Here is a 15,680-nt window from a genome sequence, read left to right on the forward strand (position 1 = left end):
GAATGCGCAAGCATTATGGGCGATACTCCCCACCCTTCGAGTACGAGGCAACGAACCAACGATGGCAACTCTCGAGATCAAGAACCTCCACGCACGTGTCGCGGAGGAAGACGGTGAGCAGATTCTGCGAGGTGTCGACCTGGAAGTCAAATCCGGCGAGATCCACGCACTGATGGGTCCCAACGGGTCCGGCAAGTCTACGACTTCTAAAATCATCGCCGGGCACCCCGCCTACGAGGTAACCGACGGCGAAATCCTCCTCCACCTGGAGGACGACGACTTCGGCGACCTCGAAATTCCGGACGACGCCCGCACGTGGAACCTTCTGGAACTGGAGCCGAACGAGCGCGCCGCGCTCGGCATCTTCCTCGGCTTCCAGTACCCCGCGGAAATCGAGGGCGTCACCATGACGAACTTCCTCCGCACCGCGCTCAACGCGAAGATCGACGAGCGCGAGGAGCTCCTCTTCGGCGAGGACGACGAGGAAGAAGAAGAGGAAGCCGGCTACGACACCTCCCCGATGGAGGGTAACGTCGACGACGGCGAAGTCGGCGTCGCCGAGTTCCAGAAGCTCCTCAAGGAGAAGATGGACCTCCTCGACATGGACGAGAAGTTCATGCAGCGCTACCTCAACGCCGGGTTCTCCGGCGGCGAGAAGAAACAAAACGAGGTCCTTCAGGCCGCGATTCTCGAACCGTCGATTGCGGTTCTCGACGAGATCGACTCCGGTCTCGACATCGACCGCCTGCAGGACGTCTCGAAGGGTATCAACGCGCTGCGCGACGAGCAGGGCACCGGTATCCTCCAGATCACTCACTACCAGCGTATCCTCGAATACGTCGAGCCGGACCACGTCCACATCATGCTGGACGGCAAGGTCGTCAAGAGCGGCGACGCCTCGCTCGCGTCCGAACTCGAAGACAAGGGCTACGACTGGGTCCGTGAGGAAGTGTACGAAGCCGCGTAATCCCCCAACATCATGAGTTCCGACCAAGACCACCTCAAAGAGACAGACACGGAAGCTCGCTTCGAGTTCAAGAAGGAGCAGAAGGCCGCGTTCGTGGCCGAGAAGGGTCTCACCGAAGAGACCATCCGCGTCATCTCGGAGGACAAAGACGAGCCCGAATGGATGCTCGAGCGCCGCCTTCGCGCGCTCAAGCAGTACCAGAAGATGCCGATGCCGACCGACTGGCCCGGCCAGCCTGACCTCTCCGAGGTCAACGTGGACGAAATCGTCCCGTACATCCGACCCGACGTGGAAGTCCGCGGCGGCGTCGACGACTGGCGCGACCTGCCGGACGACATCAAGGACACCTTCGACAAACTGGGTATCCCGGAAGCCGAGAAGAACGCCCTCTCTGGCGTCGGCGCCCAGTACGAGTCCGAAGTCGTCTACCAGAACATGCAGGAGCGCTGGGAGGAGAAAGGCGTCGTCTTCATGAACATGGACCAGGCGGTCCAGGAGCACGAAGACATCGTCAAGGAGTACTTCATGACGAAGTGCGTCCCCCCGAGCGACAACAAGTTCGCGGCGCTTCACGGCGCTATCTGGTCCGGCGGCTCGTTCGTCTACGTCCCCGAGGACGTGACGGTCGAGATGCCGGTGCAGGCGTACTTCCGCATGAACTCCGAGGGCATGGGCCAGTTCGAGCACACGCTCATCGTCGCGGAGAAGGGCTCCGAAGTCCACTACATCGAGGGCTGTTCGGCTCCCAAGTACTCCGCGTTCAACCTCCACTCCGGCGGCGTCGAAGTGTTCGTCGGCGAGGACGCCCACGTCCAGTACTCGACCGTTCAGAACTGGTCGAAGAACACCTACAACCTCAACACCAAGCGCGCTATCGTCGAGAAGGGCGGTCGCATGGAGTGGATTTCGGGCTCGATGGGCTCGAAGGCCACCATGCTGTACCCGGCCTCGATTCTGAAGGGCCGCGGCGCCTCCGACAACCACATCACCATCGCCTTCGCGGGCGAGGGCCAGAACATCGACACCGGCGCGAAGGTGTACCACAACGCCCCCGAGACGAAGTCGACCATCGAGTCGAAGTCCATCTCGAAGGACGGCGGCCGCACGAACTACCGGGGTCTCGTCCACATCGCCAACGGCGCGAAGAACTCCTCGACCGCGGTCGAGTGTGACGCGCTCATGTTCGACAACGAGTCCACCTCGGACACGATGCCGTACATGGAGATCAACGAGTCCACGGTGGACGTCGCCCACGAGGCGACCGTCGGCAAGATCGGCGACGAGGACATCTTCTACCTCCAGTCGCGCGGTCTCGACGACGACGACGCGAAGCAGATGATCGTCTCCGGGTTCATCGAACCCATCACGGAGGAACTGCCCATCGAGTACGCGGTCGAACTCAACCGACTCGTCGAACTCGAGATGGAGGGTAGCCTCGGATAACCAATGAGTGCGCAACTTCCCGCGAACCTGTCCGCAGAGACGGTACGAGAGATTTCGGACGCACGGGACGAGCCGGAGTGGCTCCTCGAGACCCGTCTCGAGGCCCTCGAAGCACTCGACGAGCTCGAACTACCGGACGTCATCCAGACGCCTGGTCGCCGCTGGACGAACCTCGAAGCGCTCGACTTCGAGTCGCTCGTCGACCCGCTGAACCAGGCCGACGAGACGACCCGCGAGTCGCCCGAAGGCGTCGTCGTCCTCCCCTTCACGGAGGCGCTCTCCGAGTACGGCGACCTCATCGAGGAGCGGTTCGGCTCCGTCGTTGACCCCCAGTCGAACTACCTCACCGCCCTTTCGGCGGCGCTGTTCACGACGGGCACGTTCATCTACGTCCCCGAGGGCGTCGACGCCGAGGACGTGAAGATTCGCGCCGAGATGAACTCTCGGTCGCTGTTCAGCCACACGCTCGTCGTCACCGAGAAGTCCTCGTCGGTCACCATCCTCGAAGCCGTCGAATCCGGCGACAGCGTCGACGACGCGCGGTACTTCTCGAACCTCGTCGAAATCGACGCGGGCGAGAACTCGTACGTCCAGTACGGCTCCCTGCAGAACCTCGACGAGGAGACGTACACGTACTCGCTCAAGCGCGCCGACGCCGACACCTACTCGACCGTCAACTGGATCGAGGGGAACCTCGGCTCGCGGCTCACCCGCAGCGACGTCGAGACCGAACTCAACGGCGAAGCGTCGGAGACGAAAATCGTCGGCGCGTTCTTCGGTCACGACGACCAGCATCTCGACGTCAACGCCCGCGTCTGGCACAAGGCCGAGAACACGACGGCCGACCTCGTGACCCGCGGCGTCCTCGACGACGAGGCGCGCTCGGTGTACGAGGGCGTCCAGGACGTCGGCCGCGACGCGTGGAGTACGAACTCCTACCAGCGCGAGAACACGCTGATGCTCTCGGACCAGTCCGAGGCCGACGCGTCGCCGAAGCTCATCATCAACAACCACGACACCGAGGCGTCCCACGCCGCCTCCGTCGGGCAGGTCGACGCCGAGGACCTCTTCTACATGGTCTCTCGGTCCATCCCGGAAGAACAGGCCCGTAACATGCTCGTGGAGGGCTTCTTCGTGCCCGTCCTCGAAGAGATTGCAGTCGACGAGTTCCGCGACGACCTCGAGGAGCTCATCGCGGCCCGCCTGCGGTAGGCAGACCGCTCCGCGGCGCGGCTTCGACGACCGTTTTTCTCGTCCCGCCGACCCGCGAGGGAACCGCTTAAGTCGGTTACTCCCGGAGAGGTGTGTATGTACGTCGTGGGACCGTGTCTTCGAACGTCGAGGGGGACGAGTCCGTGAGCGTCGGGTATCAGGTCACCTCGGACCACCAGCTCGCCCGACTCCTCCAGATCGGTATTGTCCTCGAAGAGGTCGTGGAGGCACGCGCCTACCACCACCACGAGGAACTCGGCGAAGACGCGCTCGACGAGGAGGTTCGAGCCCTTCTTTCGCACGCCGCCGAGGAGTCTGCCGACCACCGCGAACGCCTCGAGGCCGTCATCGACCGGCTGGAGGTCGACAGCGTCCCCTTCGAGGAGATAGAGGCGCTGGTCGAAGCCCAATACGGCCAGACGAAACCCGAGGACTTCGACGGTGTTCTCTACGACCAACTCTGTAACGAGGAGACCGCCTACAAGTTCTACGACGACGTCATCGAGGCCATCGAGGCGAGCGACGCACAGTTCTCTATCGACCGCGAGGAACTCGTCGCGACGCTGTCGGCGATTCGCGAGGAGGAGGCCGAGGGCGTAGAAGAAGTAACGCGAATCATGGAAGACCGCGAGTGAAACGATGAACACGGCAGACCAATACGTCAAGGCGATTTACCTGCTGCAGGAGATGGAGAACGGCCCGGCAGCCACCGGCGCGCTCGCGGACATGATGGAGGTGAGCCCGGCGAGCGCGAACGAGATGATCGGCAAACTCGAATCCCGCGGCCTCGCCGAACACGAGAAGTACAAGGGCGTCACCCTCACCGACGAGGGTATCGTCCGCGCTCGCGACGCGCTCCAGACCTACTGCATCATCGAGCGCTTCCTCTCGAACGTCCTCGACGTCGAGGAGTTCCGCGCGGAGGCCCGCGAACTCGAACCCGTCATCGACGGGATGATCGCGGAGCGACTCGACACCATCATCGACCGCAACTCCGAGTGTCCGGACTGTTTCGACCCCGAGACGGACGCCTGCGAGTATCTCGAGGTGTGCGGCGCGGAGCCCGAGACGGAGACGGAAGTCGCCGATTAATCGCCGCCGCCGACCGGCCGGAACCGAAGCGTTTTCATTTACCAGCGGACAACCGACGAGTGGACACCGTGACCGAAGTCCCGTGGTGTAGTGGCCAATCATAGCGGCCTTTGGATTGGTACGGTTCAATGCGTGCCGAGAAGACAGCCGCTGACGGCGGTTCGAATCCGCCCGGGACTACTCAAACTTCTCCGACGAACCGACGCGAAGAGCGCGTCGTCTCGTCGAAATTCGATCCCACCGAACCTTCGAAAACACGACACGCCGAGTCGCTTCGCTGCCGAGCGATTTTTAATACCGGACAATGACAGTATACTAACGTGTCTCTGCTGCACCCGGTATCGGCCGCTCGCCACCTCGCGTACTCCCTCCACTACGCGGTCGTTCGGGCGAACTACGAACGACGGCTCGTCGCCACGAAGAAGCACGTCGGGCGCACGAGTTTCAGGAGCTACGAACTGTACAACCGCCACGGCAACGACGTGCTCCTGCAGGCGCTGTTGCTCGGTCTCGACGACGGCGACGTCGTGGTCGACGTGGGCGCGAACACGGGAACCTACACGCTCGCAACCGCGGCCAGCGAGTCCCCCGCGCGGGTCGTCGCCGTCGAACCGCACCCTGACGTCGCCGACCAGTTGCGGGCGAACGTCGAGGTCAATGACTTCGGCGACCGGGTGGACCTTCTCGAGTGCGGCCTCGGCGAGGCCGACGAGTCGCGGGAGTTCCACCTGTCGAGTTACGACGAGTTGGGTTCGTTCTCGCGGGACCACGCGAGCGCGTGGGAAGCGCAGGTCGTCGACACGGCGTCGGTGTCGATGCGGCGGCTCGACTCGCTCGTCGATTCCGGGACGGTCCCGCCGCCGAACCACCTGAAGGTGGACGTAGAGGGGTTCGGCCTGAACGTGCTCCGGGGGGCGGAAACGGTCCTCCGCGAGCACCGGCCGACGGTGTATTTCGAACTGCACGACGCCCGCGGGAGCCACGACGAGGCGGCGGCGAAGGCCCTGCTCCGGGAGGCGGGCTACGAACTGGTCCCGGTCAAGGAAGGTTGGGTGTGCGAGCCACGGGCGCGGACCGAGGCGGCCCAGTCGGCGTAGTCGCGGGCGGTCAGTCGGGTTCAGTCGGGGTCGAATCGGCTATTCGAGGACGAAGTTCACGCGCTCGTGAGTCGAGCCTTGGGTGGTCCGCCCGGTGACGGAAACCGTGCCGATGTCGCCCGTCGCCGAGACGTGCGTCCCCGCGCAGGCGGTCCGGTCGAAGGGGTCGTCCGAGTCGCCGATTTCGACGATTCGGACTTCTCGAATCGAGTCCGGGAGCAGGTGCAGTCGGGTGCGCTCGGGGTCGAGCGTCGCCTCGGCCTCGTCGCGGTCGAGGCTGTACCACCGAACGGGGAGGTCGGACGCGACGAGGTCGTTCAGGCGCGTCTCGATGGTCCGGAGGTCGTCGCCGTCGAAGCGGTCGTAGGCGCAGTCGAGGTGCGCGTGGTCGGCGTACAGCTGGTTACCGGTCGTCTCGGCGTCGAACTCGTCGAGGAGGACCGCAGAGAGGAGATGCTGGGCCGTGTGGTAGCGGCTGTGTGCCCGCCGCCGCGCCGCGTCGACGCGTCCGGAGACGGTCGTTCCCGGCTCGGGGGCGTCGCCCGCGACGACGTGTTCGATTCGGTCGCGTTTCCGCACGTCCGTCACGTCCCACGTCTCGCCGTCGCCGTTCTCGCCGTCTCTCGATAGGGTGCCCGTGTCGTTCGGTTGGCCGCCGCCGGTCGGGTAGAAATAGGTCCGGTCGAGGACGACGCGGTCGCTTCCGCGGACCGTCTCGACGGTCGCCTCGAACTCGTGTGTCGTCGCGTCGTCGAGGTATCGTGCTTCGGTCACGGCGGGGACGACGCGGTCGGTCGAGTTAACTCCCACCGATGTGGCACCGAGTCACACCGCCGGCCACGAGACCCGGTCTGGTCGCCCGAGAGCCCGGTTCGCGCGACTCAGGGTGGTCGTAACGCCTAAGAGTGGAACGACCCTCATTCCGTGTAATGAGAATACGCACGTGCCAACACCTACGGAGGTTCTGCCGTGGGCGTTGAAATCAAAGAGTCGGCCGTCTCCGACGCGGAGTTCGAGGATATGAAGCGTTTCGTCTCGGACTATCTCTCTGCGAGCGTCGAAAACGAAGACGACGGCGGACGGATGCGCTGGTACCCGTGGCACTCCGCGGAGTACCGGTTCAATCACATCCTCAACGTCGTCGACCTCGCGACGCGCATCGCCGACCGCGAGGGCGCTGACGTCGACGTCGTCCGCGTCGCCGCGCTCTTTCACGACATCTCGAAGCTCGAAGCCGACCAGGAGGTCCACGCCGAGGAGGGCGCTCGCGTCGCCCGCGAGTTCCTCAGCACCCACGGCGACTACCCAGAGTCCTTCGTCGACCAGGTGTGTCAGGTCGTCTCCGACCATTCGTATCAGGGGCCGCTGACGGACGTGTCGCTGGAGACGCGCTGTCTCATCGAGGCCGACATCCTCGACAAAATCGGCGCGAACGGCACCGCGCTGATGCTCCTGCGGATGGGCTACGAGGCGCGGACGCACATGGACGCCGCCGAGATGGTCGAGCGCGTCTTCGAGCGCGGCCGCGACGCGTCCGCGCGTCTCGAGACCGACACGGCCCAGAGCTTCGCCCACCAGCGGCTCAAGCGCGTCAAGTGGTTCCGCGAGTGGCTCGAAGACGAGGTCCCCGAGATGGACCACGACGGCCAGTTCAGCGGCTGAACGAAACCCCGTCGCGACCGCGGTCCCGGTTTTCCGACCCTCCTCAGAGCGTGTCGAGAATCGACAGCACGCGTTCTTCGGCGTCGCGGCCGGGGTCGTGTTCGGAGCCGTCGCGGTCGCTGTCGCGGTGGTCGGCGACCGACCGGCGCATCGCCTCCTCGACGGGGGTCGACTCCCAGCCGAGGCGGGCGAGTTTGTCCGTCGCGAGGACGTGCGGGTAGCCGCGGTAGAGNCGTTCTTCGGCGTCGCGGCCGGGGTCGTGTTCGGAGCCGTCGCGGTCGCTGTCGCGGTGGGCGGCGACCGACCGGCGCATCGCCTCCTCGACGGGGGTCGACTCCCAGCCGAGGCGGGCGAGTTTGTCCGTCGCGAGGACGTGCGGGTAGCCGCGGTAGAGGATGAAATCGTCCATCGAGAGGTCCGTCGCGGCGAGTTCGCGCTCGCCCGCGTGGACGACTTCGACGTCGGTGCCCGCGGCGTCGGCGATGACCTGAACCATCTCTTCGAGCGTGACGACCCGCCTGTCGCCGACGTTGTAGGCCTCGCCGGCCTCGCCCTCCTCGGCGACGACGCGCATCGCGCTCGCCACGTCCTCGACGTAGGCGCGGTGCCAGACGTTCGTCCCGTCGCCGGGGACGACGACGCGGTCGTAGTTCAGCACGCGGTCGATCCAGTAGTCGAGGCGCTCTGTGTAGTCCTCCGGGCCGTAGACGATACAGGGGCGGACGGACATCGCGTTGATACCCCGCGAGGCCGCCTCGAAGACGACCCGGTCGCCCTCGGCCTTCCGCGGGCCGTAGCTCGCGCCCGAGTCGTCCGCCGCCTGCTCGTCGGTGCAGTCGCAAAGCGGCGTCTCGTTTTCGCGCTTCGGAATGACCTCGCGTCCGTAGGCCGCGCCGCTGGAGATGTAGACGTAGGCGTCCACGTCGGCGAAGATGTCGACCGCGGAGGCGACCTCGGCGGGCTTGTACGCCACGCAGTCGAACACGGCGTCGGGGTCGACGGTCAGCTTCGCGGTCCGGAGCGCCTCGTCGTCCGTTCGGTCGCCCTGGACGTGCTGGACGCGCGGGTCGTCCTCGAAGGGGTTGTCGTGGTTGCCGCGGTTGAAGATGGTCACGGCGTAGCCGCCGTCGAGGAGTTCCGAGACGAGGTGGCGGCCGATGAACCGCGTGCCGCCGATGACGAGTGCGTTGTCCATGTCTCGGTCGAGGGCGCGCGCGGTGAAAAACGTGGGAGAATCGGTGGCGGGTGCCGGAACCCGTCCCGGCCGCTGGACCTCACTCCACCCGTTCGAGCACGATGCCGTCTTCGAACCCACCGCGCTCGGTCGCCTTCTCTCGTGCTGCCGTCTGGACCGTCTTCCAGTCCTCGTCGCGTCGGGCGAGGACCGCGTCGACGACGGCGTACACGTCTGCGAGTTCTTCGACGCGCCCTGATTCGGCGAACTCTTCGGCCTCTTCCACCAGTTTCTCGCGCAGTCGGCGGTCGAACTCCTCGTCGTCGGCGACGTGGACGACCGGCGTCTCGCCCGACTCGCGGACGATTCGGGGAATGTCGTCGCGGACGAGTTTGTCGTACTCGCGGGGCATACCATCGAGTTCGGACGGCCGGTGGAAAAATGGGGCGACGAGGGTGGGCCGCGGTCCCGCTTGTGCGACTATCTGTCGGTGGAGAGACGAACCCTGTCGGTGCTCTGGTTGCCGTCGGGACCCGTCACGCGGAGCGTCACGTCGAGCGTCCCACAGAAGTCGAGCGTAATCTCTGTCGTCGAACCGCGTTCTTCGAACGATGCGCCCTCGCCGAACTGCCACTCGTAGGTCGCCACCTCACCCGTCGACGCGGTTCCGTCGAGGGCGACGGTGGTCCCGGAATCGAGGTCCGCCGAGTCGGCGTCTTCGGGGTCGGTGACGATGCGGGCGACCGGGGCGTCCGAAGAACGCGGAAGATTCCTCGAATCGGGGGCCTCCGGACTCCCTTCGAGGGCGAACACCCCGGCTTGCTCCGTGGACGCTTCTTCCAGATAGCCCGTGAGGATTCGTCCGCCCGCGAGCGCCGGCGTCGATGCTTTTCGAGACGGTGCGTCCTGCTCGTGTCGAACCAGATAGGACCACTGCTGGGTCCCGTCTTCGGTCGAGAGCGCGTGTATCGTGGGATGTCGGCGTTCGCGTTCGAGGTCTCCGATAGCCTTGGGGATGGCGCTCCCGCCGAGGTAGACGGTGTCGCCTGCGACGCTCGGGTCGCCGTGGAGTTCCGTCGAGGTGTCGTGCGTCCACAGCATGTCTCCGGTGTCGGCGTCGAGCGCGGCGACCGTCGAGAGGATACCCTCTTCCGCCACCGAGTCCACGTCGAGCGCGGTGGTGACGTAGACGGTGCCGTCGGCGACGGCCGGTGCGCTGATGAACCGCACCGACTCCTCGCCGTCGGGGGTGAGTCTCGTCTCCCACTCGATGCTCCCGTCCTCGTCGCTGTGTGCGACGACTCGGTTTATCTCGTCGGTTCGGAACCGATTCCCGGAGGAACGGTAGATGCGACCGTTTTTGTGGGCCGAGTCGACGAAGTTCACACCGTCTTCCAGCACTGCGGTCCACCGCCTGCTCCCGTCGTTCGCGTTCCACGCGACGAGTTCGTTCTTCTCGTCGGTGTACGTCGCCATCCCGTAGAGCGTCTCGTCGTCGCCAATGTAGGGATAGGTCCGGTACGACGCGTCGGAGCGCCACACGACTTCGCCGCTCTCGGGGTCGAGTTCCACGACGACCGACTCCTGTTGGTCCGGGTCTGCGCTGGCGTTTGTCAGGTGTTGGACGTAGAGGGAGCCGTCGGCGACGAGCGGCGTCCCGAGCCACTCCTTGTCCGGACTCGCGTAGTCCGCTGGTGTCTTCTGCCAATTAATTTCGCCGGTATCCAAGTCGAGCGCGTGGAGTCCACCGTATTTGACGTCCGAATCGGTGTATCCTGCCTCACTCGTCACGAAGAGCGTCCCTTCTGCCACGGCTGGTGTGTCGGTCACCCGGCCGATTCCGGGTTCTGACGCCCCGTACTCCGGGGCAATGTATTTCCAACGTTCTTCGCCCGTGTCGGCCTCGTAGGCGACGACGCCCCCTCGGAACGTGCTGTCGTTGGTGTAGAACGTCTGGAAGACGGCCCCGTCGTCGACGAGTACCTCGTTCGCGCTGGTCTTATGCCACGTTCCGTCGAGCCACGACAGGGCGGCGTACTCGTCGTCGGGTGCCGATTCGGGAGCGACTGCGCCGGTGCGCCCCGGCTCTGCACGAGACTGCGACCAATCCTCGGTCGTGACCGTGTCCGATTCTGCTGTCGAGTGACTGTCCGCGAGCGAGGTGCCGGCCACGCCGGATGCCGCGAGAGCACCGAGCGTGGCGAGAACCGTCCGCCGCGAGTAATCACGGGTCATGTCCACGCCGACATGGCCCCGGACGGCTCATCATTATCTGTTCGGTAAGTGATACGAAACAGTCCGAAAAAACACGCCGAACAGCAAGAAAACGCGGGATGGCGACCGAACCGTCAGTCGCTGACGGTCGAGTCGGTCCTCAGTCGTCGCTCGTCGTCGCTGCGCCGACTCTGTCGGTCCCGGCGTCGACGATTGCGCCCGCCTTCGCCGGAAGTTCGTTGCGGACGTCCTCGCGGCCGTCCTCGGCGATGACCTCGGCGTACGCGTCGGGCATCACCTTCACGAAGTCACCGAGCACCGACTGCCAGTCGTCGAGCAGTTCGGCCGCGCGGTCGGACTCGGTGTACGCGAGGTGGTTCTCGACGAGTCGGGTGAGCATCGCCTCGTCCTTGTCGTCGAGGTGGGTTTCGAGCGTCACCATCTCGGTGTTCGCCTTCGCGGCGAACTCGTCGTCGGGGTCGTAGACGTAGGCCACGCCGCCGGACATGCCCGCGGCGAAGTTGCGCCCCGTCTCGCCGAGCACGGCGACGACGCCGCCGGTCATGTACTCGCAGCCGTGGTCGCCGACGCCCTCGACGACCGCCTTCACGCCGGAGTTGCGGACGCCGAAGCGCTCGCCGGCGAGGCCGTTGACGTAACACTCGCCCTGCGTCGCGCCGTAGAGAGCGACGTTGCCGATGAGGATGTTCTCTGCGGCCTCGTAGTTTGCCTCGGCGGGCGTGTTGACGATGACGCGGCCGCCGGAGAGGCCCTTACCGACGTAGTCGTTCGCGGCCCCGGTGAGCCGCATCGTGACGCCGCGGGCGAGGAAGCCGCCGAACGTCTGGCCGGCGATGCCGTCGAACTCGCAGCGGATGGTGTCGTCCGGGAGCCCCTCGCCGCCGTGGGCGTTCGAGATGCGGTTCGAGAGCATCGCGCCGACCGCGCGGTCGACGTTCGAGAGGTCGCGGCGGATGACGACCGGCTCGCGGTCCTCGATTGCCTCCGCGGCCTCGTCGATGAGCTTGTGGTCGACGTGCGTCTCGATGTCCGCGTGGACCTGGTCTTCGGTCTTGCGGCGTGCGCCCGTCTTGGGCTCGGCCAGCACCGACGAGAGGTCGAGGTGCTTGGCCTTCTCGTGGTCCGTCTCTATCTGCCGGAGCAGGGACGGACGACCGATCATCTCGTCGAGCGAGGTGAAGCCGAGGTCGGCCATAATCTCGCGGAGCTCCTCCGCGATGAACGTCATGTAGTTGATGACGTGGTCGGGCTCGCCGGGGAAGCGGCGGCGCAGGTTCTCGTCCTGCGTGGCGACGCCGACCGGACAGGTGTTCTCGTGGCACTGGCGGGCCATCACGCAGCCCGAGGTGACGAGCGACGCGGTCCCGAAGATGTACTCCTCGCCGCCGAGGAGGGCGGCCATGGCCACGTCGCGGCCGGTCTTCATGCCGCCGTCGACGGAGACGCGGATGCGGGAGCGAAGCCCCGTCGCGCGGAGCATCTGGTTGGCCTCGGCGAGGCCGAGTTCCCACGGGAGGCCCGCGTTCTTGATGGAGGTCTTCGGCGACGCGCCGGTGCCGCCGTCGTGACCGGAGATGTGGACCACGTCGGCTTTCGCCTTCGAGACGCCGGCGGCGATGGTGCCGATACCGGCCTCGGAGACGAGCTTGACGTTGATGTCGGCGTCGGAGTTGGCCGACTTCAGGTCGAAGATGAGCTGCTTGAGGTCCTCGATGGAGTAGATGTCGTGCAGCGGCGGCGGCGAGATGAGGCCGACGCCCGGCGTCGCATAGCGGACGTGGGCGATCATCTCGTTGACCTTCTTGCCGGGGAGGTGGCCGCCCTCGCCGGGCTTCGAGCCCTGCGCCATCTTGATCTGAATCTCGTCGGCCGACGAGAGGTAATGCGAGGTGACGCCGAAGCGGCCGGAGGCGACCTGCTTGACGTTACACTCCTTTTCGGTGCCGAAGCGCTCCGGCGGTTCGCCGCCCTCGCCGGAGTTGGACTTGCCGCCGATGCGGTTCATCGCGATGGAGTTGTTCTCGTGGGCCTCCGGCGAGAGGCTGCCGAGCGACATCGCGGCCGTCGAGAAGCGCTTGACGATGTCCTCGACGGGTTCGACCTCGTCGATGTCCACGGGCTCGCGGTCGGAGTCGAACTCGAGCAGGCCGCGGAGCGCCTTCAGCTGCTCCGACTGGTCGTTGACCAGCTCGGCGAACTCCTTGTACTTCTCGTAGTCGCCGGCGCGGACCGACTGCTGGAGCGTGCCGACGGTCTGGGGGTTCCAGCCGTGGTGGATGCCGGCCGAGCGGTTCTCGTACTCGCCCTGTCGTTCGAGCTTCGGGTCCGCGCCGAAGGCGGCGGCGTGGCGGGTCAGCAGGTCCTCTTCGATGACGTCGAGTCCGATTCCCTCGGTGCGGATTTCGGTGCCCTCGAAGTACTCGGCGACGAAGTCGGAGGCGAGGCCCACGGCTTCGAAGATCTGCGCGCCGCGGTAACTCTCGACCGTCGAGATACCCATCTTGGCCATCGTCTTGAGCAGGCCGTCTTCGAGCGCGTGGACGTACGCGTCGATGGCCTCGCCCTCGTCGGCCCCGTCGGGGCCGGCGACGACGTCCTCGATGGTCTGGTAGGCGAGGTAGGGATTCACCGCGCCCGCGCCGTAGCCGACGAGCGTGGCGAGGTGGTGGACTTCACGGGGGTCGCCGGACTCGACGACGAGGCCGGCGTGGTTCCGCAGGCCGTTGCGGACGAGGCTGTGGTGGACCGCGCCCGTCGCGAGCAGGCTCGGAATGGCAACCCGGTCGGAGCCGACGTTGCGGTCGGAGAGGACGACGATATCCGCGCCGTCTTCGATGACCGCCTTGGCCTCGTCGCGGACGGCCTCGATGGCCTCGCGGAGGTCGCCGCCCTGCTCGTAGGTGATGTCGACGACGGCGCTGCGCATGTCGTCGTCGAGGTCCTTGATGGCCGCCGTCTCGGCGTCCGTGAGGACCGGCGAGTCGAGGACGAGTTGGCGCGCGTGGTCGGCCGACTCGTCGAGCAGGTTACGCTGGAAGCCGAGCCGCGACTCCAGGCTCGTCACGAGCTTCTCGCGGATGTAGTCGATAGGCGGGTTCGACACCTGCGCGAACAGCTGCTTGAAGTAGGTAAACAGCGGGCGGTTGAGGTCCGACAGCACCGAAAGCGGCGTGTCGTCGCCCATCGAGCCGACGGGATCCTTGCCGTCGCGGGCCATCGGCTCTATCATGTGGTTGAGCTGGTCGTGCGTGTAGCCGAACGCCGCCTGCGTCGCCCGAAGCGACTCGACCTGTCCGCGCGAGGTTGAGTCCGCGTCGCCGGCGAGCTCGTCGAGGTGGCGCTGCTGTTCGTCGAGCCACTCGCCGTACTTCTCGTCCGTGAGGGAGTCGAACACCTCGGCGTCGGGGATGACGCGACCCTCGTCGGGGTCGGCCATGAAAATCTCGCCGGGTTGGAGGCGGCCGCGGGACTCGATTTCCGCGGGGTCGGTGTCGAGCGCGCCGACCTCGCTGGCGACGATGAGGCGACCGTCGGTCGTCACCTCGTAGCGGCACGGTCGGAGTCCGTTGCGGTCGAGGACGGCGGCGATGCGGTCACCGTCGGTCGCCGCGACGAGCGCGGGGCCGTCCCACGGCTCGACCAGCGAGGCGTGGAAGTCGTACCAGTCGCGGCGCGCCTGGTCCATCGCGTCGTCGTTGCGGTACGCCTCGGGGATGAGCATCCGCAGGACGTGCGGGAGTTCGCGGCCGCCCTTGAGGAGCAGTTCGACCGCGTTGTCGACGCTCGCGGTGTCGGACTGGTCGGCCTTCGTGATGGGCCTGAGCGTCTCGATGTCGTCACCGAAGGCCTCGTGCTGGAGGTCCGTCTCGCGGGCGCGCATCCAGTTGACGTTACCGCGGATGGTGTTTATCTCGCCGTTGTGGATGACCTGGCGGTACGGGTGGGCGAGGTGCCACGCGCCCAGCGTGTTGGTGGAGAAGCGCGCGTGAACGAGCGCGAGTTCGGTCACCATCCGCTCGTCGCCGAGGTCGGGGTAGTAGTTCGGGAGCTGTTCGGCCGTGAGCAGCCCCTTGTAGACGATGGTCTTGCGGTCGAGTGAGCAGACGTAGAACCGGCCTGCGCCCTCGATAGCGAGGGTATCGACCGCCTTCTCGGCGGCGCGACGGGCGAGGTAGAGCGCCCGGTCGAACTCGTCTGCGGTCATCTCGTCGGCCGGCTCGACGAACAGTTGCCAGACGTCGGGTTCCGATTCGAGCGCGGTCGCGCCGAGTTCGGCGTTGTCGGTCGGCACGTCGCGCCAGTCGAACACGGACAGCCCGTGGTCGGCCAGCGAATCCTCGACAACCGCCGAAACGCGCTCGCGGACCTCGTCGTCGGTCGGCATGAACACCGAACCAGCCGCGTAACGGTCCGGAAGCTCGGTTTCGAGGACTGCTTCGAAGAATTCGTCCGGTCGCTGGAACAGGATACCCGCCCCGTCTCCGGTGTTCTCCTCGGCGCCCGTGGTGCCGCGGTGCTCGAGGTTCTCGAGGAGTTCGAGGCTGTCTGCGACGACTCGGTGCGAGGCGCCGTTTTCAAGGTCTACGACGGCCCCAACGCCGCAGTTCGACCGCTCGTCGGTCGGGTCGGCTAACCCGCCCTGAGCGAAGGGTGCGTCTATGTGTGGCTTGGTCATACGCCAATGATACAGCTACCACCATAAGCAACTTTTCCTGAAACCATAAGGGTGTTACAATGTCATATAAGGATGTATCCATACATAGTATGTCGACTAATGATGATTCGACGCACGACGAAA

General features: G+C 65.8%; 12 protein-coding genes and 1 tRNA gene. 8 read left to right on the top strand and 5 right to left on the bottom strand.

Annotated features, from left to right (window positions below):
* Positions 1 to 61: 61 nt before the first annotated feature.
* The 7 genes from C457_RS04430 to C457_RS04460 all read left to right on the top strand — a co-directional run bounded on the left by C457_RS04430 (position 62) and on the right by C457_RS04460 (position 5,811).
* On the top strand, positions 62 to 967 hold the full coding sequence (locus C457_RS04430) for an ABC transporter ATP-binding protein (RefSeq protein ID WP_008092342.1): 906 nt from the start codon (positions 62 to 64) through the stop codon (positions 965 to 967).
* Positions 968 to 979: 12 nt separating this feature from the next.
* Positions 980 to 2,410, top strand: coding sequence for a Fe-S cluster assembly protein SufB (sufB, locus tag C457_RS04435; RefSeq protein WP_004044077.1), 1,431 nt, complete (start codon positions 980 to 982; stop codon positions 2,408 to 2,410).
* 3 nt (positions 2,411 to 2,413) lie between these two features.
* Positions 2,414 to 3,622: a Fe-S cluster assembly protein SufD gene (gene sufD, locus C457_RS04440; protein ID WP_008092346.1), complete on the top strand. Its 1,209-nt coding sequence runs from the start codon at positions 2,414 to 2,416 to the stop codon at positions 3,620 to 3,622.
* Between the two features lie 143 nt (positions 3,623 to 3,765).
* The gene (locus tag C457_RS04445; RefSeq protein ID WP_004972568.1) at positions 3,766 to 4,257 is read left to right on the top strand and encodes a hypothetical protein; all 492 of its coding nucleotides are present in this window, start codon (positions 3,766 to 3,768) and stop codon (positions 4,255 to 4,257) included.
* A gap of 4 nt (positions 4,258 to 4,261) precedes the next feature.
* On the top strand, positions 4,262 to 4,714 hold the full coding sequence (locus tag C457_RS04450) for a metal-dependent transcriptional regulator (RefSeq protein WP_004972567.1): 453 nt from the start codon (positions 4,262 to 4,264) through the stop codon (positions 4,712 to 4,714).
* Between the two features lie 76 nt (positions 4,715 to 4,790).
* Positions 4,791 to 4,894, top strand: a tRNA-Gln gene (locus C457_RS04455).
* A gap of 140 nt (positions 4,895 to 5,034) precedes the next feature.
* Positions 5,035 to 5,811, top strand: a complete 777-nt coding sequence (locus C457_RS04460) for an FkbM family methyltransferase (RefSeq protein WP_008092350.1) — start codon at positions 5,035 to 5,037, stop codon at positions 5,809 to 5,811.
* Between the two features lie 39 nt (positions 5,812 to 5,850).
* Here C457_RS04460 and C457_RS04465 read toward each other — a convergent pair whose 3' ends face one another.
* Positions 5,851 to 6,585 carry an alanyl-tRNA editing protein gene (locus C457_RS04465; RefSeq protein WP_049913380.1) on the bottom strand — a complete coding sequence of 245 codons (735 nt, stop codon included), beginning with the start codon at positions 6,583 to 6,585 and terminating at the stop codon, positions 5,851 to 5,853.
* Between the two features lie 195 nt (positions 6,586 to 6,780).
* On the opposite strand from C457_RS04465, the gene C457_RS04470 reads away from it, so the two are divergent.
* Positions 6,781 to 7,473: an HD domain-containing protein gene (locus C457_RS04470; RefSeq protein WP_004972562.1), complete on the top strand. Its 693-nt coding sequence runs from the start codon at positions 6,781 to 6,783 to the stop codon at positions 7,471 to 7,473.
* A gap of 43 nt (positions 7,474 to 7,516) precedes the next feature.
* Here the strand turns inward: C457_RS04470 and C457_RS04475 are convergent, their stop codons facing one another.
* The 4 genes from C457_RS04475 to gltB form a co-directional block, all read right to left on the bottom strand.
* Positions 7,517 to 8,668, bottom strand: a complete 1,152-nt coding sequence (locus C457_RS04475; protein WP_008092357.1) for an NAD-dependent epimerase/dehydratase family protein — start codon at positions 8,666 to 8,668, stop codon at positions 7,517 to 7,519.
* Between the two features lie 79 nt (positions 8,669 to 8,747).
* On the bottom strand, positions 8,748 to 9,059 hold the full coding sequence (locus tag C457_RS04480) for a nucleoside triphosphate pyrophosphohydrolase (RefSeq protein ID WP_008092359.1): 312 nt from the start codon (positions 9,057 to 9,059) through the stop codon (positions 8,748 to 8,750).
* A gap of 68 nt (positions 9,060 to 9,127) precedes the next feature.
* Positions 9,128 to 10,882 (bottom strand): outer membrane protein assembly factor BamB family protein, encoded by a 1,755-nt coding sequence (locus C457_RS04485; protein ID WP_008092361.1) that lies wholly within the window; start codon positions 10,880 to 10,882, stop codon positions 9,128 to 9,130.
* 139 nt (positions 10,883 to 11,021) lie between these two features.
* Complete coding sequence (gene gltB / locus C457_RS04490; protein ID WP_008092363.1) at positions 11,022 to 15,557, bottom strand: glutamate synthase large subunit; 4,536 nt, start codon at positions 15,555 to 15,557, stop codon at positions 11,022 to 11,024.
* Positions 15,558 to 15,680: the final 123 nt, after the last annotated feature.

Source organism: Haloferax prahovense DSM 18310 (assembly GCF_000336815.1).
Classification (GTDB): Archaea; Halobacteriota; Halobacteria; order Halobacteriales; family Haloferacaceae; genus Haloferax; species Haloferax prahovense.